This window comes from Neorhizobium sp. LjRoot104 (genome assembly GCF_964253725.1).
Taxonomy (GTDB): Bacteria; Pseudomonadota; Alphaproteobacteria; order Rhizobiales; family Rhizobiaceae; genus Neorhizobium.
In genome coordinates, this window is record NZ_CAXURS020000001.1 from 4127338 (window position 1) to 4149016 (window position 21679).

Annotated in this window: 19 protein-coding genes; 15 read left to right on the plus strand and 4 right to left on the minus strand. The window is 63.8% G+C overall.

Translation table 11 applies throughout. The features are described 5' to 3' along the window. Positions 1 to 45 precede the first annotated feature (45 nt). The 5 genes from ACSQ8R_RS20180 to scpA all read left to right on the plus strand — a co-directional run bounded on the left by ACSQ8R_RS20180 (position 46) and on the right by scpA (position 7141). A complete protein-coding gene (locus ACSQ8R_RS20180) occupies positions 46 to 1578 on the plus strand; it encodes an acyl-CoA carboxylase subunit beta (protein WP_436255000.1) in 1533 nt (510 codons plus the stop codon). An 88-nt stretch (positions 1579 to 1666) separates the two neighbouring features. After that, positions 1667 to 2566: a glutathione-dependent disulfide-bond oxidoreductase gene (gene yghU, locus ACSQ8R_RS20185; RefSeq protein WP_436255001.1), complete on the plus strand. Its 900-nt coding sequence runs from the start codon at positions 1667 to 1669 to the stop codon at positions 2564 to 2566. 23 nt (positions 2567 to 2589) lie between these two features. Beyond that, entirely contained in the window at positions 2590 to 2967 is a 378-nt protein-coding gene (locus ACSQ8R_RS20190; RefSeq protein ID WP_436255002.1) for a hypothetical protein, read from the plus strand. Then, complete coding sequence (locus ACSQ8R_RS20195) at positions 2967 to 4988, plus strand: acetyl-CoA carboxylase biotin carboxylase subunit (protein WP_436255003.1); 2022 nt, start codon at positions 2967 to 2969, stop codon at positions 4986 to 4988. The genes ACSQ8R_RS20190 and ACSQ8R_RS20195 overlap by 1 nt, the downstream gene beginning before the upstream one ends. A gap of 14 nt (positions 4989 to 5002) precedes the next feature. Then, positions 5003 to 7141, plus strand: coding sequence for a methylmalonyl-CoA mutase (gene scpA, locus ACSQ8R_RS20200; protein WP_436255532.1), 2139 nt, complete (start codon positions 5003 to 5005; stop codon positions 7139 to 7141). A 3-nt stretch (positions 7142 to 7144) separates the two neighbouring features. Here scpA and ACSQ8R_RS20205 read toward each other — a convergent pair whose 3' ends face one another. Next, entirely contained in the window at positions 7145 to 8083 is a 939-nt protein-coding gene (locus ACSQ8R_RS20205; protein ID WP_436255004.1) for a sugar-binding transcriptional regulator, read from the minus strand. A gap of 260 nt (positions 8084 to 8343) precedes the next feature. Here ACSQ8R_RS20205 and ACSQ8R_RS20210 point away from each other — a divergent pair, with 260 nt between their 5' ends. The 8 genes from ACSQ8R_RS20210 to ACSQ8R_RS20245 all read left to right on the plus strand — a co-directional run bounded on the left by ACSQ8R_RS20210 (position 8344) and on the right by ACSQ8R_RS20245 (position 16654). Beyond that, a complete protein-coding gene (locus ACSQ8R_RS20210) occupies positions 8344 to 9096 on the plus strand; it encodes a glycerophosphodiester phosphodiesterase family protein (protein ID WP_436255005.1) in 753 nt (250 codons plus the stop codon). Then, positions 9083 to 10609 carry an alkaline phosphatase D family protein gene (locus ACSQ8R_RS20215; RefSeq protein WP_436255006.1) on the plus strand — a complete coding sequence of 509 codons (1527 nt, stop codon included), beginning with the start codon at positions 9083 to 9085 and terminating at the stop codon, positions 10607 to 10609. The genes ACSQ8R_RS20210 and ACSQ8R_RS20215 overlap by 14 nt, the downstream gene beginning before the upstream one ends. Before the next feature lie 23 nt (positions 10610 to 10632). After that, the gene (locus ACSQ8R_RS20220; protein ID WP_436255007.1) at positions 10633 to 11316 is read left to right on the plus strand and encodes an HAD family hydrolase; all 684 of its coding nucleotides are present in this window, start codon (positions 10633 to 10635) and stop codon (positions 11314 to 11316) included. A 117-nt stretch (positions 11317 to 11433) separates the two neighbouring features. Next, on the plus strand, positions 11434 to 12567 hold the full coding sequence (locus ACSQ8R_RS20225; RefSeq protein WP_436255008.1) for an ABC transporter ATP-binding protein: 1134 nt from the start codon (positions 11434 to 11436) through the stop codon (positions 12565 to 12567). Positions 12568 to 12609: 42 nt separating this feature from the next. Continuing rightward, positions 12610 to 13743, plus strand: coding sequence for an ABC transporter substrate-binding protein (locus ACSQ8R_RS20230; protein WP_436255009.1), 1134 nt, complete (start codon positions 12610 to 12612; stop codon positions 13741 to 13743). Positions 13744 to 13990: 247 nt separating this feature from the next. Continuing rightward, positions 13991 to 14812 (plus strand): ABC transporter permease, encoded by an 822-nt coding sequence (locus ACSQ8R_RS20235; RefSeq protein WP_436255010.1) that lies wholly within the window; start codon positions 13991 to 13993, stop codon positions 14810 to 14812. Continuing rightward, complete coding sequence (locus ACSQ8R_RS20240; RefSeq protein ID WP_436255011.1) at positions 14809 to 15633, plus strand: ABC transporter permease; 825 nt, start codon at positions 14809 to 14811, stop codon at positions 15631 to 15633. The genes ACSQ8R_RS20235 and ACSQ8R_RS20240 overlap by 4 nt, the downstream gene beginning before the upstream one ends. Positions 15634 to 15640: 7 nt before the next feature. Further along, positions 15641 to 16654: a LacI family DNA-binding transcriptional regulator gene (locus ACSQ8R_RS20245; protein WP_436255012.1), complete on the plus strand. Its 1014-nt coding sequence runs from the start codon at positions 15641 to 15643 to the stop codon at positions 16652 to 16654. 108 nt (positions 16655 to 16762) lie between these two features. Here ACSQ8R_RS20245 and ACSQ8R_RS20250 read toward each other — a convergent pair whose 3' ends face one another. The 3 genes from ACSQ8R_RS20250 to ACSQ8R_RS20260 are packed head-to-tail and all read right to left on the minus strand — an operon-like array spanning position 16763 to position 18927. Beyond that, positions 16763 to 17638 (minus strand): amidohydrolase family protein, encoded by an 876-nt coding sequence (locus ACSQ8R_RS20250; protein ID WP_436255013.1) that lies wholly within the window; start codon positions 17636 to 17638, stop codon positions 16763 to 16765. A 25-nt stretch (positions 17639 to 17663) separates the two neighbouring features. Further along, entirely contained in the window at positions 17664 to 18119 is a 456-nt protein-coding gene (locus tag ACSQ8R_RS20255) for a MarR family winged helix-turn-helix transcriptional regulator (protein WP_436255014.1), read from the minus strand. A 13-nt stretch (positions 18120 to 18132) separates the two neighbouring features. After that, positions 18133 to 18927, minus strand: a complete 795-nt coding sequence (locus tag ACSQ8R_RS20260) for a crotonase/enoyl-CoA hydratase family protein (protein ID WP_436255015.1) — start codon at positions 18925 to 18927, stop codon at positions 18133 to 18135. 133 nt (positions 18928 to 19060) lie between these two features. Between ACSQ8R_RS20260 and ACSQ8R_RS20265 the strand changes: the two genes are divergently transcribed. Further along, complete coding sequence (locus ACSQ8R_RS20265; protein ID WP_436255016.1) at positions 19061 to 20917, plus strand: feruloyl-CoA synthase; 1857 nt, start codon at positions 19061 to 19063, stop codon at positions 20915 to 20917. Next, complete coding sequence (locus ACSQ8R_RS20270) at positions 20914 to 21675, plus strand: SDR family NAD(P)-dependent oxidoreductase (protein WP_436255017.1); 762 nt, start codon at positions 20914 to 20916, stop codon at positions 21673 to 21675. The genes ACSQ8R_RS20265 and ACSQ8R_RS20270 overlap by 4 nt, the downstream gene beginning before the upstream one ends. The last annotated feature ends 4 nt before the right edge of the window (positions 21676 to 21679 follow it).

Genomic DNA, 21679 nt, shown 5'->3' on the forward strand with positions numbered 1-21679 from the left:
TTCGCAAGACGCTAAGTAATGCCCAAGAGAATACCGGGAGCAAACATGCGAGCAGTTCTGGGTGAGGTCGAAAAACGCCGTGCGGAGGCGCGACTTGGCGGGGGCAGGAAGCGTATCGATGCGCAGCATGCGAAGGGCAAGCTGACGGCGCGTGAGAGAATAGAGGTTCTGCTCGACGAAGGCTCGTTCGAAGAGTTCGACATGTACGTGACCCACCGGGCGGTGGATTTCGGCATGGCGGAGCAGAAGGTCGCCGGCGACGGCGTCGTCACCGGCTGGGGCACGATCAACGGCCGCCAGGTCTATGTCTTCTCGCAGGATTTCACCGTCCTCGGCGGCTCGCTGTCGGAAACCCATGCCCAGAAGATCTGCAAGATCATGGACATGGCGGTCCGGGTCGGCGCTCCGGTGATCGGTCTGAACGATTCCGGCGGCGCCCGCATCCAGGAAGGCGTGTCTTCGCTCGCCGGTTACGCGGAAGTCTTCCGCCGCAATGCCGAGGCGTCGGGCGTCGTGCCGCAGATCTCGGTGATCATGGGGCCCTGCGCCGGCGGGGCGGTCTATTCGCCGGCGATGACCGATTTCATCTTCATGGTGCGCGACAGTTCCTACATGTTCGTCACCGGTCCCGACGTGGTGAAGACGGTGACGAACGAGATCGTCACGGCCGAGGAACTCGGTGGCGCCGGCACCCATACGAAAAAATCCTCGGTCGCCGATGCCGCCTTCGAGAACGATATCGAGGCGCTCGAAGCCGTCCGCCAGCTCTTCGATTTCCTGCCCTTGAACAACCGCGACAAGCCGCCGGTCCGACCTTTCCACGACGACCCGGCCCGCATCGAGAACCGCCTCGACAGCCTGATCCCGGATAGCGCCGCCAAACCTTACGACATGAAGGAACTGATCCTCGCGATTGCCGACGAGGGCGACTTCTTCGAGATCCAGGAAGCCTATGCGAGAAACATCATCACCGGTTTCCTCCGGCTGGAAGGCCAGACGGTCGGCGTCGTCGCCAACCAGCCGATGGTGCTGGCCGGCTGCCTCGATATCGACTCATCCCGCAAGGCGGCGCGTTTCGTGCGCTTCTGCGACGCCTTCTCGATCCCGATCCTGACGCTGGTGGACGTCCCCGGTTTCCTGCCGGGCGTGGCGCAGGAATATGGCGGCGTCATCAAGCACGGCGCCAAGCTTCTGTTCGCCTATTCGGAGGCGACGGTGCCGATGGTGACGCTGATCACCCGAAAGGCCTATGGCGGCGCCTATGACGTCATGGCCTCGAAACATATCGGCGCCGACGTCAATTATGCCTGGCCGACCGCCGAGATCGCCGTCATGGGTGCGAAGGGAGCGACCGAAATCCTCTATCGCTCGGAACTCGGCGATCCGCAGAAGATCGCGGCGCGGACGAAGGAATACGAGGAGCGTTTCGCCAACCCGTTCGTGGCCGCCGAACGCGGTTTCATCGACGAGGTGATCATGCCCCATTCGTCGCGCCGCCGCATCGCCCGCGCCTTCGCCTCGCTCCGCAACAAGCAGGTGACGACCCATTGGAAGAAACACGACACGATCCCGCTGTGACGAGCGGAAATTCGGCTGGCCGCTCTCTATATAGGTGTCGCCCCGCCAAAACCCTCGGGCGCGCCACCTGAATGGAAGGAACGATTTCATGACCGACAAATCCCCCGCCGAGAATTTTCCAGCGGGCTACGAGCTCCCGAAGATCTGGACCTGGGAACAGGGCAATGGCGGACAGTTCGCCAATATCAACCGGCCGATCGCCGGTCCGACTCATGAGCGGGAGCTGCCGGTCGGCAGACATCCCCTGCAGCTTTATTCGCTGGCGACGCCGAACGGCGTGAAGATCGGCATCATGCTGGAAGAATTGCTGGCCGCCGGCCACAAGGGCGCCGAATACGATGCCTGGCTCATCAAGATCGGCGACGGCGACCAGTTCGGTTCCGGCTTCGTCGATGTCAATCCGAATTCGAAGATCCCGGCCCTGCTGGACCGTTCGACGCCCGAGCCGACCCGCGTTTTCGAAAGCGGCTCCATCCTTCTCTATCTCGCGAACAAGTTCGACGACGCCTTCCTGCCGAAGGACCACAAGGCACGCACCGAAACGATGAACTGGCTGTTCTGGCAGATGGCCTCGGCGCCTTATCTCGGCGGCGGCTTCGGCCATTTCTATGCCTATGCGCCGGTCCATATCAAATATGCGATCGACAGGTTCTCGATGGAGGTGAAGCGTCAGCTCGATGTCCTCGACCGGCATCTCGCCGAAAACCGGTACATGGCAGGCTCCGAATATTCGATCGCCGATATCGCCATCTGGCCCTGGTACGGCAATCTGGCGCAAGGCAAGGCCTATGGCGATGCCGGCACCTTCCTCGACGTCCAGAGCTATGGGAACGTCCAGCGCTGGACGGCCGAGATCGCCGAACGCCCGGCCGTCAAGCGCGGCCGCATGGTCAACCGGGTGAACGGCGATCCGTCCGAACAGCTTCACGAACGCCACGACGCCTCCGACTTCGAGACCAAGACGCAGGACAAGCTCGCCAGGGCTTGAAGAACGACCGCAAGGAGACCAGCATGCCCAGACCGCCCGACATGACGAAACATAGGGGTTTCCCTTCCGGCATGCCGGGCCACGGGCATCATTTCACGATCCGGCGGGCAAACGAAAAGGGGGCGACGCCGCTGAAAAAGCTGCAGCGCCTCGCCCGCCCGGGCACGATCGAACACAAGGTGGATGCCGCCTTCCTGCACGCGCTCTGGCACCATTTCGGCCCGGAGCCGTTCGAGCGGGGCAATCTCGACGCCGGCCGGCTCAATCTTCTGTTCGGCCGCGAGGTCGTGCCGGCCGAGGACAATTTCGACCCGACCTCCTACGACGCGCTTCTCAGGATCGACGAGAAGGTCGCCCGCAGAACGTTCCCCGAATCCTTCGATGACGTGATGGAGGTCTGATGCCGGCGTTCAAGAAAATCCTCATCGCCAACCGTGGCGAGATCGCCTGCCGGGTCATCAGGACGGCCAGGAAGATGGGCATAAAGACGGTGGCGGTTTATTCGGATGCGGATGCGGAGGCGCTGCATGTGAAGATGGCGGACGAGGCCGTTCATATCGGTCCGGCGCCGTCGTCCCAGTCCTATATCGTCATCGACAGGATCCTCGATGCGATCCGGGCGACCGGCGCCGATGCGGTGCATCCGGGTTACGGCTTCCTGTCGGAAAATGCCGCCTTCGCGCAGGCGCTGGAAAAGGCCGGCATCGCCTTCATCGGGCCGCCGGTCAACGCCATCCAGGCGATGGGCGACAAGATCACCTCGAAGAAGATCGCGGCAGAGGCCGGCGTCTCCACCGTGCCCGGCCATATGGGCCTGATCGAGGATGCGGAAGAGGCGGTAAAGATCTCCGCGTCGATCGGTTATCCTGTGATGATCAAGGCGTCGGCCGGCGGCGGCGGCAAGGGCATGCGGATCGCCTGGAACGACGCCGAGGCCCGCGAGGGTTTCCAGTCCTCCCGCAACGAGGCGAAGAACTCCTTCGGCGACGACCGCATCTTCATCGAAAAATTCGTCGACCAGCCGCGCCATATCGAAATCCAGGTGCTCGGCGACCAACATGGCACCACGCTCTATCTCGGCGAGCGCGAATGCTCGATCCAGCGCCGCAACCAGAAGGTCATCGAGGAAGCCCCGTCGCCGTTCCTCGACGCGGAAACCCGGCGAGCCATGGGAGAACAGGCGGTCGCACTCGCCAAGGCGGTCGGTTATGTCTCGGCCGGCACGGTCGAGTTCATCGTCGATGGCGCCAGAAATTTCTATTTCCTCGAGATGAACACCCGCCTGCAGGTCGAGCACCCGGTCACCGAACTGGTCACCGGCATCGATCTGGTCGAGCAGATGATCCGGGTTGCGTCAGGCGAAAAGCTGTCCTTCGGGCAGGATGACGTGAAGCTCAACGGCTGGGCGATCGAAAGCCGGCTTTATGCCGAGGATCCCTACCGCAACTTCCTGCCCTCGATCGGCCGGCTGACCCGCTACCGCCCGCCGGCGGAAGGCCGGCAGGACGATGGCACCGTGGTGCGCAACGATACCGGCGTCTTCGAAGGCGGCGAGATCTCCATGTATTACGACCCGATGATCGCAAAGCTCTGCACCTGGGCGCCCGACCGGCTGGCGGCTGTCGATGCGATGGGCAAGGCGCTCGACGATTTCGAGGTGGACGGTATCGGCCACAACCTGCCCTTCCTGTCGGCGGTCATGGATCACCCTCGTTTCCGTTCCGGAAATATCACCACGGCCTTTATCGCCGAGGAATTCCCGGACGGTTTTTCCGGCGTGCATCCGGACGCGGCGGCGGCAAAGAAGCTCGCCGCCGTCGCCGTCCTGGTTCATCAGGCCCTGCAGGAGCGGGCGGTACAGATTTCCGGTACGATCGGCAACCATCGCCGGGTGATCGGCAGGGACTGGGTGGCGACGCTTGCCGGCTTCGAGGAGGCCGTCACGCTGGAAACCGGGCCTGACGGCGCCGGCGTCCGTTTTGCCGTCCGTTTTGCCGATGGAACGCAGCTTTCCGTCGCCAGCGGCTGGCTGCCGGGGCAGAGCCATGCCCGCTTCCATGTCGGCGGCGAGACGATGGGGATCAAGGTCAACCTTATCGGCTCGGCGATCCGGCTGCGTTGGCGCGGCATGGACGTCACCGCCCGCGTCCGTTCGCCGCGCGTCGCCGAACTTGCCCGCCTGATGCCGAAAAAGCTGCCGCCGGACACCTCGAAAATGCTGCTCTGCCCGATGCCCGGCGTCATCACCTCGGTCTCCGTGAAAGCCGGAGACGCCGTCGAGGCCGGCCAGACGCTCGCCACCGTCGAGGCGATGAAGATGGAAAACGTGCTGAAGGCGGAGAGACAAGGCATCGTCAAACGCGTCGCCGCAAGCCAGGGACAGAGCCTGGCGGTCGACGAGCTGATCATGGAGTTCGAGTGATGGCCGAAAAGCCCGTGAAAGCCGAGAAAACCCTCGCCGACTGGCAGGCGCTTGCCGAGCGCGAGCTGAAGGCCTCGCCTGACACGCTGACCTGGCACACGCCTGAGGGCATCGACATCAAGCCGCTTTATACGGCCGAAGATCTCGAGGGCATCGGTCACCTCGATTCGCTGCCGGGCATGAAGCCTTATCTGCGCGGTCCGCGCGCCACCATGTATGCCGGCCGGCCCTGGACGATCCGCCAATATGCCGGCTTCTCGACCGCCGAGGCGTCGAACGCCTTCTATCGCCGCAATCTCGCCGGCGGCCAGAAGGGCCTGTCGGTGGCCTTCGACCTCGCCACTCATCGCGGTTACGACAGCGACCATCCGCGCGTCGAGGGCGATGTCGGCAAGGCGGGCGTGGCGATCGATTCGGTCGAGGACATGAAGATCCTGTTCGACGGCATCCCGCTGAAAGAGATGTCGGTGTCGATGACCATGAACGGCGCGGTCATCCCGATCCTCGCCTCGTTCATCGTCGCCGGCGAGGAACAGGGCTGTTCGCGGGCCGAACTGTCGGGGACCATCCAGAACGATATTCTCAAGGAGTTCATGGTCCGCAACACCTATATCTATCCGCCCGAGCCCTCGATGCGGATCGTCGCCGACATCATCGAATATACGGCCAGGGAAATGCCGAGGTTCAATTCGATTTCGATATCCGGCTACCATATGCAGGAGGCGGGCGCGACGCTCGTCCAGGAGCTCGCCTTCACGCTGGCCGACGGCCGCGAATATGTCCGGGCCGCACTCGCCAAGGGTTTGAGCGTCGACGAGTTCGCCGGCCGGCTGTCCTTCTTCTTCGCGATCGGCATGAACTTCTTCATGGAGGCGGCCAAGCTGCGCGCCGCCCGCCTTCTGTGGTCGCGGATCATGGAGGAGTTCAAGCCGCAAAAGCCGTCGTCGCTGATGCTGCGCACCCATTGCCAGACATCCGGCGTGTCGCTGCAGGAACAGGATCCCTATAACAACGTCATCCGCACCGCCTATGAAGCGCTGTCGGCGGTGCTCGGCGGCACCCAGTCGCTGCACACCAACGCGCTCGACGAGGCGATGGCGCTGCCGACCGATTTCTCGGCCCGCATCGCCCGCAATACCCAGCTGATCCTCGCCCACGAGACCGGCGTGACGAAGGTCGTCGATCCGCTCGCCGGCTCCTATTATGTCGAGAGCCTGACCAGCGAGCTTGCGGAAAAGGCCTGGGCGCTGATCGAGGAAGTCGAGGCGATGGGCGGCATGACCAGGGCGGTCGCCGACGGCCTGCCGAAGCGGCTGATCGAGGAGGCCGCCACCCGCCGCCAGGCCGCCGTCGACCGGGGTGAGGAAATCATCGTCGGCGTCAACAAATACCGGCTGGAAAACGAGGAGCCGATCGACATTCTCGCGATCGACAATACCGCCGTCCGCAAAGGCCAGATCAAGCGGCTGGAGGAGGTCCGCCGAAAGCGCGATCCGAAGCGCGTGGCGGCGGCGCTCGCCGTCCTGGAGGAAGCCGCCGAGACCGGCGAGGGAAACCTGCTGCAGGTGGCGATCGAGGCGGCCCGTGCCCGCGCCACCGTCGGTGAAATCTCCGACGCGATGCGCCAGGCCTTCGGCGGCCATTCCGCCGTGCCGGAGGTGGTCAGCGATATCTACGGACCTGCCTACGAGGACGATCCGGAATACAGGACGATCGTCGATCGCCTGTCCGGTTATGCCGAAAAGTCTGGCAGGCCGAAGATCATGGTCGCCAAGCTCGGCCAGGACGGCCACGACCGCGGCGCCAAGGTGATCGCGTCGGCGTTCGGCGATATCGGCTTCGAGGTTCTCGCCGGCCCGCTGTTCCAGACGCCGGAGGAAGCGGCGGACCTGGCCATCCGGGAAAAGGTCCAGGTGGTCGGCATGTCGTCGCTTGCCGCCGGCCACCGGACGCTTGCCCCGCAGCTGGTCGAGGCGCTGAAGCAGAAAGGCGCCGAAAACGTCATCGTCGTGGTCGGCGGCGTCGTGCCCCGCCAGGACTACGACTACCTGATGGACCACGGCATCGCCGCCGTCTTCGGCCCGGGCACAAATGTCCTCGATGCCGCCAACAGGATACTCGACCTGCTCGAGGGCAAGAGGCGCAATATCTGAAGGCTATTTCGCCGAAAGCATCGCCTTGGCGCTGTCGGCATCGGTGATCAGCACGTTGACGAGCCCGCTCTGCGCCACTGCCTGCAGAATCCTGCGCTTGTGCGCCCCGCCCGAGGCAACGATGCGGCAGCCGATTTTCCGGAAGTCGTCCATCTCCGGGGCGAGAACCTGTCGGTTCAGCGGATGGTCGATCTCCTTGCCCGTCGCGTCGAGATAACGGCCCATCAGGTCGCCGACCGCGCCGGCCTTCCTGAGGATCTGCTCGTTCATGCCCTCCGGCAGGCCGTAGCGGACCTGCAGCGATTGCTGAGACACGTCGCCGACGCTCAAGTAGGCGACATCCACCTCGCAGATCTGCCTGAACGTCCTCTGGAACACCGCCTGCGAGATGATCGCATCGCGCGATTCCGGGCTCTCGGCATAGATCGGCGCCACGAAATAGCGGCACTGGGCGTTCAGCACCTGCGCAAAGCCGCGGACGATCTCGAACGTGTTGATCTCCGACCCCTGCGTCAGGCCGCCCATCATCGAGCGGACCTTGATCTGCGGCTCGTTGAGCGAGGGGATGTGCTGGATCGTCTCGCGCAGCGTCGAGCCCCAGCCGACCCCGATCGAGGCGGGTTTCTGCGTCTGGACCAACCGGCCGAGAAAGCCGGCCGCCCCGCGCCCGAGCACCGCATGGAGAAGCGCCGGATCGGTCGGCGTCGGCACCACGACCGCATCCTGCAGGCCGAAACGCTTGCGCAGCTTCGCCTCCAGTTCGACGCTTTCGGCCAGCACGGAATCGAAGCTGATCCGCACCACGCCGGCCTCCAGCGCCTCCGAGAGGATCTCGTTGACCCGTCGCCGGGTGATGTTCATCCGCTCGGCGATCTGCTGCTGGGTGAGGCTTTCCACATGATAGAGCCACGCCGCCCGCACCATCAGCTCACGATATTCCATTGCCACGACCCCAAATGTATCAGATGTCACAATTGGGTAACGTCTGTAACATAACCCATATGTGTCATGGCTAACCCAGACTGATGCAGATGGCCAGAACCGAACAACAGGGGGGCGTGCGAAAGCCCCGGTTGGCAGGGGTCGAAACATCGCGATGGCGCAGCCGCTCCCGTCATCCTCTTGATGCGTCATCCTCCTGATGCAACGCTGGTCCACCAAGGGTCTTGTTGATTCCAGCAGATAGAAACGAGGTATTTCCAATGACCCATCCCATCATCGTCGGCCATCGCGGCGCCCGCAATCTCTGGGCCGAGAACAGCCTGACCGGATTCCGCAACCTGCTCGATCTGGATGTCGAATCGGTCGAGTTCGACGTCCACCTGAGCGCCACCGGCGAACTCCTCGTCATTCATGACGCGACGCTGGACCGCACCACCGAGCGCTCCGGCCGGGTGGTGGATCTTGCCGCCGGCGAATACCGTTCGGTGATCCTCAAGGGCACCGACGAGCACATCCCGACGCTCGAGGACGTGCTTGAAATCTACGCGCCGACCGGCCTCGAACTGCATGTGGAGCTGAAGGCCGATGCCGACGGCAAACCCTATGAGGGCCTCGAAGCCAAGGCCGCCGCCATGATCGACCGCTTTGGCGTGGCCGACAACTCCTTCCTGACCAGCTTCAGCGGCGAGGTGCTGAAGACGATCGGGCAGGTCGCGCCGCATATCCGCCGGCTCTCGTCGCTCAACCATAAATCCGTCCAGGCGCTCGGCCTGCGCCAGTCCGTCGCGGCCATGCTGCAGGTCTCCGACGTGCTGGCGATCGAAAAGGCGCTGCTGCTGGAGGAATGGGAACTGCTCTCCGCGCTCGTCCCGGCCGAAAAGCTTGGCGTCTGGGTGCCGAACGAGCTTGAAGACCTGTCCTTCTGGCTGAAGCGGCCGCTGCGCCAGATCACCACCGACCGGCCGGACCTTGCCGTCAAGGCACGCGAAGGACTGTTCGATGCCGCTCATTGACCGGAGAGGTTTTCTGGCGGGCGGACTGGCGGCGGCTGCGGTCTGGCGCCCATTGGGTTCTGCGCGTGCGGCGAGCTTCGACACCGATCCCTTCGCCCTCGGCGTCGCGTCCGGCGCGCCGAGGTCCGATAGCGTCGTGCTCTGGACAAGGCTGATCCTGGAGGACACGTCGGCGGCCTCGTCCGCCGATCCCTTCGCCCCGGCGCCGAAACCCATCCTCGATCCGATCGATGTGGAATGGACGCTCGCTGAGGACGAGGCCTTTTTAAAGCCGGTCCAGTCCGGCCTCTTCCGCGCCGTGCCGGAATTCGCCCATTCGGTGCATGTCGAGGTCACGGGCCTTTTGCCCGGCCGCTGGTATTTCTACCGCTTCCGGTCCGGCAATGCGGAAAGCCCGGTCGGCCGCACCCGCACCGCGCCAGCGGACGGCATCGATACGCTCCGCCTCGCCTTCGCCTCCTGCCAGCAATACGAACAGGGTTTCTACAGCGCCTATGCGGATATGGCAGGCCGCGACCTCGATCTGGTGATCCATCTCGGCGATTACATCTACGAGCGCAGTTACGGCGCGCAGCTGGTGCGCAAGCACGAGGCCGGCATACCGTCCATGCTCTACGAGTTCCGCGACCGCTATGCGCTCTACAAGTCCGACCCGCAATTGCAAGCGGCGCACGCCGCGTTTCCCTGGCTCGCGGTCTGGGACGACCACGAGGTCACCAACAACTATGCCAATGACCGGGCGCCGGATGCACCGAAACCGGCCGAATTCCTCGCCCGCCGCCGCGCCGCTTATCAGGCCTGGTTCGAGCACATGCCCGTCCGCCCAAGCCTCGCCGCCGGCTTTGATGCTTTGCGCATCTACGATCACTACCGTTTCGGCAATCTGGCCGGCGTGACGCTGCTCGACACGCGGCAATATCGCTCACCCGAACTCGAAGGCTCCGCCGGCGACGATCGGCCGGAACGGACCATGCTTGGCCCCGCGCAGGAACAATGGCTCGGCAATACGCTGGCTGCTAGCCGGGCAAAGTGGAACATCATCGCCCAGCAGACCCTGCTTGCCGAGCGCGACACCAAGGCCGGGCCGGCCACCGGCTATAACCTCGACGGCTGGGATGGTTATCGCGCCGCCCGCACCCGCTTGCTGGAAGCGGTACAGACTTCGGCGGTCGAGAACCCGCTGATCATCGGCGGCGACCTGCATGCCTTCTACGCCGCCGACGTGAAGCGCGACTTCGCCGACGAGAAGGCGCAAGCCATCGCCAGCGAATTCGTCTGCGGCTCGATCACCTCGGACGCTCCGTCGGCCGCGAGCCTCGCAACAGCGCTTGCCGAAAACCCGCATCTCAAGTTTGCCTCGGACAAGCATGGTTATGCGATCATGCGCCTCAGCGAACGGTCGGCCGAGGTGGATTTCATCGGTGTCGCCGACCGCAAGCAGCAAAATTCCGCCGCTGCCGTTTTCCAGAGCTTTGCCGTCGCCGACGGTGCGGCCGGCGTCAATCGGCTTTGATGCCTCACCCAAGTTGGACTTTCATGCAGATAGATCTCCTGATTTTCGATTGTGACGGCGTCCTGATCAACAGCGAGCCGATCGCCAGCCGCACGCTTGCCAAGGCGCTGCAGGATGCTGGCGCAGCGATCACCGCCGAAGAGGTTCTGGTCCGCTTCACCGGCAATTCGGCAGCCGCCATCCGCCGCATCTGCACCGAAGAGCTCGGCATCGCCGATCTGGACGCGGTTTTCGAGGCTTGGCATCTCGATATCTATCCGGAATTCGCCCGCTCGCTCGAGCCGATGCCCGGCATCGAAAAGCTCGTCCAGGCGCTGCCGCATCGCAAATGCGTCGCCTCCAACAGCTCGACGGACCGGCTGTCGAAAAGCCTCGGCCTGCTGCCGCTCTGGAACGCCTTCGCACCCTTGATCTTCAGCGCCGATATGGTGGCGCGGCCGAAGCCGGCCCCGGACCTCTTCCATCTCTGCGCCGAAACGCTCGCTATCGATCCGGCCCACTGCGTGGTGATCGACGACAGTGCCCACGGCATCACCGGGGCGCGGGCGGCGGGCATGACCGCGATCGGCTTTGTCGATCCCGCCGACCCGCGGCCTGGCCGGGTGAAAACCCTTGGCGAGGCCGGCGCCATTTTCGTGGCCACCGGGGCTGCGGAGCTTCAGGAAGCGCTCGCCCGCCTGGAAGCGCCGCTCACCGTCGAGGCCTGAACGGAACGCTCCGTGATCCCGTCGATATAAAAAATCGCCGGTGTCATCCGCCTGTAAAATTCCGGCCCTAAGAAACCCCCAGCAATGTTGCACGGCTGTGCAAAAGGGGGGGGGTGGATGGAACGGGACGGTTTTCTGGAATTGCGCGGGGTGGCCAGCCGTTATGGTGCCACGCAGGTTCTGACCGATATCGATCTGTCGATCGACAAGGGCGAGTTCGTGGCGCTGCTCGGTTCGTCCGGCTGCGGCAAGACCACGCTCCTGCGCCTGCTCGCCGGTTTCATCGGTCCTTCTGCCGGTGAGGTGAAGGTGCGCCATCGCGACGTCACCTATCTGCCGCCGGACAAGCGCGGCATGGCGCTGGTTTTCCAGTCCTACGCGCTCTGGCCGCATATGACGGTGGCGCAGAACATCGGTTACGGCCTGAAGCTGAAGGGTATTCCACGCGCCGAGATCGCGGCACGCGTCGCCGCCATGCAGTCGCTGCTCGGCCTCGACGGGTTGGAGGCGCGCAAGCCGCAGGCTTTGTCGGGCGGCCAGCGCCAGCGCGTCGCGCTCGGCCGGGCGCTTGCCATCGATCCGGAAATCCTGCTGCTCGACGAGCCGCTGTCCAACCTCGACGCCCGCATCCGCCTGACGGTTCGCCACGAGCTGCGGGCGTTGCAGAAGCGCCTCGGCATCACCGCGATCCACGTCACCCACGATCGCGAGGAGGCGATGGTGATGGCCGACCGGATCGTCATCCTCAATGCCGGCAAGATTGCCCAGCAGGGCACGCCGGAGGATGTCTACAACCGTCCGGCCTCGGCCTTCGTCGCCGCCTTCATGGGGGCCGAGAACGTCGTTTTCCTGAATGGCACGCTTGAGGGCGAGGCGTTTTCGATCGCCGCCGGCCCCGCCAATGCAGCCGGCAATGTGCCGCTCGCCCGCCGTTTGCTGGCCTCGGGTCCGGTCGAAGCCCGTTTCCGCCCGGAAGCTGCCCGCCTTTTCGAAGCCGGCGAGATCGCGGTGACCGGTCCGGGCATCACCTTCCGGGGCGAGGTCGCCGCCGTCAGCTATCCCGGCGGCCATTGGCGCCATGTGGTGCGGCTCGGGCAGACCGAGATCATGGCCGATGCGACCCAGGCTTTTGAGCCGGGTACCCCCGTCTCGGTATTCGTGCCGGCCGAGGCGCTGTTCCTGTTCAATTCGCCGGAGGCCGCTTCGGTCTTATCCATTTCCCGGGCCGCGTCCGGGAAAGTCCACGCCTGATCCTTCGATACCCCTGCCTTTTCAACTCACGGAGAAGCACCCATGAAGAAGATGTCCTACGCAGCCTTCGCCGTCGCTTTCGCAGCCCTTCCGGTTCATGCCGAAGAGCTGACGGTCGCGACCGCCGGCGACCAGAACATGGTCGATTACATCAACCAGTATCTCGGCCCGCTTTTCGAAAAGACCTATCCGGGCAACACGGTCCGCGCCGTCGGCACCGGCCCCGGCGACGCCGGCTCGCAGAAGATCCTCGAGCGCTTCGACGCCCAGTCGGCTGCCAACGTTCCGGCCTGGGATTTCGACGTCGCCGTCGTGCATGAGAAGTTCGTCGGCCCGATGGTCACCAAGAACTACCTCGACAAGTACCGCGGCGATATCGACACCGGTAAGCTGGTCACCCGCGCCAACGCCAAGATGGCGCTCGGCGCCAATGTCGATGGCTATGTCATGCCGATGTTCAACAGCCAGACCGCGATCGCCTACAACCCGGCGCTCGTTCCGAACCCGCCGAAATCCTATGCCGAGCTTGCAGACTGGGCCAAGGCTCATCCGAAGCAGTTCGGTTACAACGGCATCAAGGGCGGCGCTTCCGGCGTTTCCTTCGTCATGGGCTGGATCTACGCCTTCGGCGGCGGCGATGCCAACACCCTGATGAACGGCCCGTTCAAGGAAGAAGAAACCAAGAAGTGGGACGCGGCCTTCAAGAGCCTCGCCGACTTCACCACCAACGCCACCCTGACGCCCGGTAATGCCGGCACGCTCGACCTCCTGTCGCGCGGCGAAATCGCCATGGGCCCGGTCTGGGTCGACATGTTCTACTCCTGGCAGGCCAGCGGCCAGCTGCCGCCGACCATGAAGCTCGTTCTGCCCGCTCCGGGCATGCCGGGCCAGCCGATGCACTACGTCCTGCCGGAAAAGGCAGCCCATAAGGCTCTGGCCGAGAAGTTCATCGCTCTCGCCACAAGCCCGAAGGTCCAGGCCGAAGGCATCGTCAAGCGCTTCAACTGGTATCCGGGCATCGACGCCGACAACGTCAAGAAGGAACTCGACGACGCCACCTGGAACAAGCTGTTCGTCGACATCTCCCCGGCCGATCTTGCCGCAAAGGGCAAGCCCTTCCCGATCGCGCCCTACAACACCGCGATCCTCGAAGCCTACGAAAAGTCCGTGAAGTAAACACGGTGTTGCCTCTTCGGAGGTTGTGATCGCATAGGAAATGCCCCTCATCCGGCTGCCGCCACCTTCTCCCCGCTCGCGGGGAGAAGGACGCAGGCTGCAACGTCTCCGTTTCTCTCAAGCGTGGAGCGGGGCACGTACCCTCTCCCCGTCTGAACGGGGAGAGGGTTAGGGTGAGGGGCAATTCCATCCGCATCGGCCGTCACGAAAGAGACCGCCGCCCACGAGACCCCATCGAGCCTGAACCATGTCCAAACGCCTTCTCGGCCTCGCTCTCGTGCTGCCGGCACTTGCGGTGATCGCCTTCCTCTTCATCCTGCCGCTGATCATGTCGGCGGTCGGCGCCTTCCAGGTGGAGGGGGCGTTCGGCTGGGGCAATTTCACCAAGACATTCGACCTCTATACCAAGGACATCATCTTCACCGTCGTGATCGTCAGCCTGTCTACCGTGCTGATCGGCATCGCCTCGATTGCGATCGGCGGTTACCTGACGCTCGGCGAACATCCGGTCGCGGTCGCCATCCTGCGCTGGCTCTATCGTTGGCCGATGTTCATTCCCTTCATCGTCGTCGGCCAGATTCTCCGTACGTTTCTGTCCAAGAACGGTATGATGAACAATACTTTCATCAATCTTGGCCTGCTGACGCCCCTCGATGCGGTGAGTTTCCTCGACTGGCGCGGCATCGTCATCGCCTTCGTCTGGAAGCAGACGCCGTTCGTGGCGTTGCTTGTCGCCGGCGCCATGGCCTCCATCAACCGCGACACGATCGAGGCGGCCCGCAATCTCGGCGCCTCGCGGCTGCGGCTGCTCGTCGAGATCGTCGTGCCGCAGGTGGCGATGACGCTGACGGTCGGCCTTATCCTCTCCTTCGTCACCATGATGTCGGTTCTCTCGGTGCCGCTGATGATCAACGCCCAGTCGCCGACCATGCTGACCGCCGATATCGCCTTCCGGGTCAATTCCTACGGGGACTACGGCGTCGCCAATGCGCTCGGCCTGATCTCGCTCGTGCTCGCCTCCTCCGTCGCATGGATCTATCTCCGCGCCAGCCTCAAGGAGCGCGCATGACCGCCGCCCGCAATCCTCTCGCTTCCCTCTGGTGGGTGCCGCGCGGCATCATCTTCGGGCTGATGGCCTTCTTCATCTTCGGGCCGCTCTTCAACCTGCTGCTCTGGACGGTGGCGGAGAAGTGGTATTTCCCCTACAGCCTGCCGCTTGAATACGGTTTCAGTTCCTGGGCAAAAGTGTTCGCGCCGCGCGGCGGGGCGATGCAATCGCTGACCAACTCGCTGGTCGTGGCTCTGCTCACCGTCGTCGTCTCCCTGGCTCTGGCGATCCCGGCCGGTTATGCGCTGGCCCGGTTGAAACTGCCGTTCCGTGGCCTCATCCTGCTCGCCTTCCTCATTCCGCAGGCCTTTCCGAACCTGACGGTCTATGTGAACATCGCCCGCATCTTCTACGAGATCAGGCTCAACGGCACCATTCCGGGCGTCGTGCTGGTCCACGTCTCGCATGGCCTGGTCTATGCGGTGTGGATTGCGACGGCCGCCTTTTCGGCGATCGACGCGGAGCTCGAACAGGCGGCCCGCAATATAGGCGCCGGCGCGATGCGCACCTTCATGGACGTGACGCTGCCGCTTGCAGCCCCCGGCCTGATGGCGAGCGCCATCTTCGTGTTCCTGGAATCGCTCGACGAGTTCACCGGCAGCTATTTCGTCGGCGCACCCGACGTCAACCTGCTGCCGCTGCTGCTCTATACCACTGCCGCTGGCGGAAATTATCAGATCGCATCGATCACCGCCCTCTTGCTCCTCATTCCTTCCCTGGTGTTCATGTTGATCGTCGAGCGATTCCTGAAGGCGGACGTCCTGTCGCGCGTGGGGCATTGAGGAAAGCATGAAGGACGAAAAACGGATGCGCTTCGTCAGCGCCGAACAGGTCGCCCGGCTTGCCGGCGTCTCCCGTTCGGCCGTCTCCCGCACCTTCACGCCAGGGGCCAGCGTCGCGCCGGCGACCCGCGAAAAGGTGCTGCGGGCAGCGGAAGAACTCGGTTACCACGTCAACGATCTCGCCCGTGGCGTACTCGCCAACCAGAGCCGGCTGGTCGGCATCGTCGCCACCAAACCGGAACTCGGCTTTCGTGCCCATCTGACGGCGGCGCTCGCCAAGGCGCTTATCCAGCGGGGCAGCATCCCGATCCTCATCAATACCGGTCAGGCGGAAGAGGAATTGCTGGCCGCCCAGAAGATGCTGATCGGCCATCGCGCCGAAGCGACGATCATCCTGTCCGGATCGCCGCCGGCCAGTTTCTTCGAGCTTGCCCAGCGCAACGGCCAGCCGCTGGTGGTGATCGGCCGTTCGGAACCGGATGCCGATCACGTCCGCGCCGGCAATTCCGAGGCTTCGCGCAAGGCCGCCAATGCCTTTTTTGCTGCCGGCCGGCGCCGTCTGGCCGTCGTCGGTTCGCAATCGGGAACGCCGAGCATCGCCGAGCGTGAAACCGCTTTCCTGTCGGCTGCGCGGGCGCTCGGCGCCGAAGTCCGGTCCGCCGGAGGGCCAGATTCGGATTACGACAGCGGTATCGCCGCCGCCCGCGACCTGTTTGCCGGCAGCCAACACCCGGACGCCATCTTCTGCGCGAACGACCAGATCGCCTTCGGCGTCATGGATTTTATCCGCATCGAGGCGAAGCTGCGCATTCCGGAGGACGTGGCGGTGATCGGCTTCGACGACGTGCCGGAAGCAGCCTGGCTGAGCTACGGCCTCACCACGTTTCGCCAGGACCCGATCACCATGGCGTTGCGGGCCGTCGAGCTTCTGGAGCGGCGGCTGGAAAACCCGGATGCGTCGCCGGGTTACGAACGCGTCATCCCCGAACTGGTGGTGCGGAAGAGTTTCGTCCCGGCTTAGAGCAATGCCTATTCCGCCGTCATCCTCGACCTTGTGCCGAGGATCTGCCCAAACCTACGAATTCAACGTTTGCGGATGCTCGGGACAGGCCCGAGCATGACGAAAAAGTCAGATCTTCAAAAGCTTGCGGGCGTTTTCCTTGAGGATCAGCGGCCGCACCTCGTCCTTGATCGAGATCGCCGCAAAGTCCGCCATCCAGCGGTCCGGGGTGATCGCCGGCCAGTCCGAGCCGAACAGCATTTTGTGCTTCAGGATCGAATTGGCGTACTGGACGAGGATCTGCGGAAAGTACTTTGGCGACCAGCCGGACATGTCGATATAGACGTTCGGCTTGTGCGTCGCGACCGACAGCGCCTCTTCCTGCCAGGGGAAGGAGGGGTGCGCCAGGATGATCGGCATGTCGGGGAAATCCGCAGCCACGTCGTCGAGATAGATCGGGTTTGAGTATTTAAGCCGCATGTTCATGCCGCCGCGCATGCCGGCGCCGACGCCCGTCTGGCCGGTATGGAACAGCGTGATCGCGCCCTCTTCGGCAATCGCCTCGTAGAGCGGATAGGCCATCCGGTCGTTCGGATAGAAGGCCTGCATGGTCGGGTGGAACTTGAAGCCCTTGACGCCGAATTCCCGCACCAGCCGGCGCGCCTCGCGGGCGCCCATCTTGCCCTTGGCGGGGTCGATCGAGGCGAACGGGATCATGATGTCGCTGTTCTCGGCGGCGATCATCGCCACTTCTTCGTTGTTGTAGCGGCGGAAACCGGTCTCGCGCTCCGCATCGACCGGGAAGATCACGCAGCCGATCTTGCGCTCGCGGTAATAGACGGCGGTCTCGTTCACCGTCGGCAGCATGCCCTTGTGGCCGGCCGGGTTCTTGAAATATTTGGCCATCCCGGCCTGGAAGTCGTCGTAACCATCGTCGCGCGGGCCGCAGCAGGGTTCTTCCGCATGGGTGTGGATGTCGATGGCGATCAGCTCGTCGATGTTCAAGGTTCGCTCCTCCCGATCCTTAAATTCAGCCCAGGCCTACGAATTTCCGCAGCAGGGCCGTCAGTTGTTGGCGCTCGTCACCGGTAAGATTGGCGCCGACCGAGTCTTCATAGGTGAAGAACCATTGGCTCGCCTGCTTGACCCTCATGACCGCTTCCGGTGTCAGGGTAATCTCCACGGCCCGGCGATCATCATCCGGGACCTTTCGGGAAACGAGGTTCTGGTCCTCCAGCGCCCGGATCAGCTTGGTCATGTGAGCCCGCTTGATCATCAGCCGCTGACCGAGCACGCTCTGGCGAATGCCGGGATTGTGCAGAATGACCCAAAGGACCGAAAATTCCCCCGGTTTCAGATTGTGCTCGCCGACCTCTTCGAAAAAGCGCTCGTAGATCTTGAGCTGCGCCAGCCGCATCAGGAAGCCGAGCGCCGAATTGAGCCGGTCGAGCTCAACCCCGTCTGCCGTGCGGATCGGCATGTCCATTGGCGCTCCCCCTTTACGCCGAACCCGGCGTCTTCAGCCGCGCGGCGCGTTTTTCGAGGAAGGCGCGCAGACGCTCCTCGGCCTCCGGGCTGGTGGCGGTGAAGGAAGCGATGAAGGATTCGACGAAAAGCCCGTCCTCCTTCGCCATGTCCTGGATGCGCGGCAGCGCGTTGAGCACGGCGTAGTTGGAGATTTCCGCGTTGCTGGCGGCGGCTTCCGCAAGCTCGTGCGCCTTCTGCCGGGCCATGCCCTTTTCGACGACGTATTGTGCCAGGTTCCAGCGCTCGGCCTCTTCCGCCGAAGCGACGCGGCCGGTCAGCATCATGTCGGTCATCCGGGCGACGCCCATCAGGCGGGCAGCCCGCACCGAGCCGCCGCCGCCGACGAAAATGCCGCGCTGGCCTTCCGGCAGCGCGAAGAATGCGGACTTGTCGGCAACGCGGATATGGGTGGAGGACGCCAGTTCGAGGCCGCCACCGACGACCGCGCCATGCAGGGCGGAAATCCAGGGGATCGTGCCGTGCTCGATGCCGGCAAACACCGCATGCCAGCGGCGCGAACCGCGCACGCCTTCGATCGGCGTTTTCTTGACGTGTTCGGCAAGATCGAGCCCGGCGCAGAAATGGTCGCCATGGCCGAAAAGAACGACGGCTTTCGCCTCGCTTTCGGCCCGGGCCACGGTCTCGGCGATCGTTTCGACGAAACGGTCGCTGATCGCATTGCGCTTTTCCGGTCGGTTGAGACCTATATGGGCGATGTTGCCCTTGAGCTCATAGGTTACGAAGCTGGTTGCCGTCTGATCGGCCATTTTATGCATTCTCCTCCAGCAACGGACGCTCCCTAGCCCGTCATCAGTTTTTGATCGTTTACAGGGAGATTGTTTCTTTGTAAACAAATTTTGGGAGCCCGAGAGGGAGCATTGACGTCTGGGAGGAGAAGTCATGAGCGGAAAACCTGTGCGTGACGTAAAGCTGTGGTCGCCCTCGGTCGGCTGGGAGGAGCGGCCGAACGGCGAATTCGTGGTCTGGCGGGAGGATCCGCTCGGCCCCTATCCCGACAAAATCAACGAGCGGCTGGTCCATTGGGCGGAAACCGCGCCCGACCGTAGCTGGATGGCCGATCGCGAAGGGGCGGGCGAGTGGCGCAGGGTGAGTTTTGCCGAGGCGCTCGATCAGGTGCGGCGCATCGGCCAGTTCCTGCTGGACATGAAGCTTTCGGCCGAAAACCCGCTGGTCATCCTCTCGGAAAACTCCATCGAACATGCGCTGATGGCGCTCGGCGCCCAGCATGTCGGTATCCCGTCCGCAGCGATCGCGCCGGCCTATGCGACGATCTCCTCCGATTTTTCGAAGCTGTACGATATCGCAAAACAGATCACCCCCGGCCTGATCTTCGCAGACGATGCAGGAGCATTCCGCAAGGCCGTCGATACGGCTTTCGGAGCGGATATTCCCTTTGCCGGGATGCGCAATCTGCCGGAAGACCGGCCCAATACCTATCTCCTCGACGATATTCTCAAGACCGAGCCGACCGAAGCCGTGGACCGGGCCTTCGATGCGGTCGGGCCGGATACGGTGGCGAAATTCCTGTTCACCTCGGGCACCACCGGCTCGCCTAAGGCGGTGATCCAGACCCAGCGCATGCTCTGCTCCAACCAGGAAATGGTGACCGACTGCTATTCCTATTTCCGCGACGAGCCGCCGGTGCTTGTCGACTGGGCGCCCTGGAACCACACCGCCAGCGGCAACAAGGTGTTCAACATCGCCATCTATAACGGCGGCACCTACTACATCGATCGCGGCAAGCCGAGCCCGGCGCTGATCGCCCAGACGATCGCAAACCTGAAGGAAATCTCGCCGACCTGGTATTTCAACGTGCCGGCCGGTTACGAGATGCTGATCCAGGCGATGCGCCAAGACGAGGGGCTTCGAAAAACCTTCTTCAAGGACCTGAAGCTGCTGATGTATGCCGGCGCCGGCATGGCGCAGCATACCTGGGACGCGCTGATCGAGCTTTCCGAAATGACGATCGGTGAACAGGTGCCGCTCGGCACCGGCATCGGCTCCACCGAGACCGCACCCTTCGCGATCTTCTGCACCGATCCGCAGGAAAAGCCCGGCAATATCGGTGTTCCCGGCCAGGGCGTGACCATGAAACTGGTGCCGGTCGACGACAAGTATGAACTGCGCCTCAAGGGCCCGAACGTAACCCCGGGTTACTGGCGCAACGAGAAGCTGACCAGAGAGGCCTTCGACGAGGAAGGCTTCTACCGTATCGGCGACGCGGTGAAGTTCGCCGTCCCCGGCGACCCGCGCCAGGGTTTTTATTTCGATGGCCGCACGGCGGAAAACTTCAAGCTGCAGACCGGCACTTGGGTGGCCGTCGGCGTGCTGCGCGCCCAGCTCGTCAACCAGTTCGGCGGGCTGATCCGCGATGCGGTTATCACCGGCGAGAACCGGGCGGAGCTCGGAGCGCTTGCGGTTCCCTTCATGCCGGCCCTGCGCGAACTGATCGGCGGTGAAACCGATCTTTCCGACGAGGCGGTGGTTGCCCATCCGAAGGTGAGGGCCGCGATTGCCGAGCGGTTGAAGGAACATCAGCGCCAGTCGAGCGGTTCGGCGACGCGGGTGATGCGCATGATGCTGATGACCCTGCCGCTGCGTTTCGAAAAGGGCGAGGTGACCGACAAGGGGTCGATCAACCAGCGCGCCGTGCTCGCGCATCGCGGCGATCTCGTCGAGGAACTGTATGCGGATGCGCCAGGCGTGATCAAGGTTAGCAAGGAGCGGGCGGCATGAGGATCGACGGAACCAGCGCTGTCGTCACCGGCGGCGGATCGGGGCTGGGCGAGGCGACGGCACGGCTGCTCGCGAAGCTCGGCGCCGTGGTGCATGTCTTCGACCGCAACCAGGCGGCGGCCGAAAAGGTCGCGGGCGAGATCGGCGGCGTGGCGCTTTCGGGCGACGTGACCAGCGAGGATGATGCGTCAAGGGCGCTCGACGTTGCCGCCAAGGCCGGTGACGGCTTGCGCATCCTGGTCAACTGCGCCGGCATCGGCACGGCCGGGCGTATCGTCGGCAAGAACGGGCCGATGCCGCTTGCCGATTTCGAGCGGGTGATCCGCGTCAACCTGATCGGCACGTTCAACATGCTGCGTCTTGCAGCGGATCGCATGACGGGCCTGCCGGAGCGGGAGGACAAGGCGCGCGGCGTGATCGTCAACACGGCTTCCGTCGCGGCCTTCGAGGGACAGATCGGCCAGGCGGCCTATGCGGCCTCCAAGGGCGGCATCGTTTCGTTGGCTTTGCCGGCGGCGCGCGAATTCTCCCGCTTCGGCATCCGCGTCAACACGGTCGCCCCCGGCATCTTCCTGACGCCGCTGCTTCACGAGCTGCCGCAGGAAGCGCAGGACAGCCTTGCCGCCGCCATCCCCTATCCTTCGCGGCTCGGCGATCCGGGGGAATTTGCCGACGCGGTGCGGTTCGCGATCGAGAACCAGTATATCAACGGCGAGGTGATCCGGCTCGACGGCGCGCTGCGCATGCAGCCGCGGTAACCGG

Coding starts and splice junctions, on each gene's coding strand:
- ACSQ8R_RS20225 (WP_436255008.1), top strand. CDS start 11,434: ATGGAACGGGACGGTTTTCTGGAATTGCGCGGGGTGGCCAGCCGTTAT.
- ACSQ8R_RS20210 (WP_436255005.1), top strand. CDS start 8,344: ATGACCCATCCCATCATCGTCGGCCATCGCGGCGCCCGCAATCTCTGG.
- yghU (WP_436255001.1), top strand. CDS start 1,667: ATGACCGACAAATCCCCCGCCGAGAATTTTCCAGCGGGCTACGAGCTC.
- ACSQ8R_RS20270 (WP_436255017.1), top strand. CDS start 20,914: ATGAGGATCGACGGAACCAGCGCTGTCGTCACCGGCGGCGGATCGGGG.
- ACSQ8R_RS20255 (WP_436255014.1), bottom strand. CDS start 18,119: ATGGACATGCCGATCCGCACGGCAGACGGGGTTGAGCTCGACCGGCTC.
- ACSQ8R_RS20180 (WP_436255000.1), top strand. CDS start 46: ATGCGAGCAGTTCTGGGTGAGGTCGAAAAACGCCGTGCGGAGGCGCGA.
- ACSQ8R_RS20230 (WP_436255009.1), top strand. CDS start 12,610: ATGAAGAAGATGTCCTACGCAGCCTTCGCCGTCGCTTTCGCAGCCCTT.
- ACSQ8R_RS20235 (WP_436255010.1), top strand. CDS start 13,991: ATGTCCAAACGCCTTCTCGGCCTCGCTCTCGTGCTGCCGGCACTTGCG.
- ACSQ8R_RS20205 (WP_436255004.1), bottom strand. CDS start 8,083: ATGGAATATCGTGAGCTGATGGTGCGGGCGGCGTGGCTCTATCATGTG.
- ACSQ8R_RS20215 (WP_436255006.1), top strand. CDS start 9,083: ATGCCGCTCATTGACCGGAGAGGTTTTCTGGCGGGCGGACTGGCGGCG.
- ACSQ8R_RS20195 (WP_436255003.1), top strand. CDS start 2,967: ATGCCGGCGTTCAAGAAAATCCTCATCGCCAACCGTGGCGAGATCGCC.
- ACSQ8R_RS20265 (WP_436255016.1), top strand. CDS start 19,061: ATGAGCGGAAAACCTGTGCGTGACGTAAAGCTGTGGTCGCCCTCGGTC.
- ACSQ8R_RS20240 (WP_436255011.1), top strand. CDS start 14,809: ATGACCGCCGCCCGCAATCCTCTCGCTTCCCTCTGGTGGGTGCCGCGC.
- ACSQ8R_RS20220 (WP_436255007.1), top strand. CDS start 10,633: ATGCAGATAGATCTCCTGATTTTCGATTGTGACGGCGTCCTGATCAAC.
- ACSQ8R_RS20245 (WP_436255012.1), top strand. CDS start 15,641: ATGAAGGACGAAAAACGGATGCGCTTCGTCAGCGCCGAACAGGTCGCC.
- ACSQ8R_RS20190 (WP_436255002.1), top strand. CDS start 2,590: ATGCCCAGACCGCCCGACATGACGAAACATAGGGGTTTCCCTTCCGGC.
- ACSQ8R_RS20260 (WP_436255015.1), bottom strand. CDS start 18,927: ATGGCCGATCAGACGGCAACCAGCTTCGTAACCTATGAGCTCAAGGGC.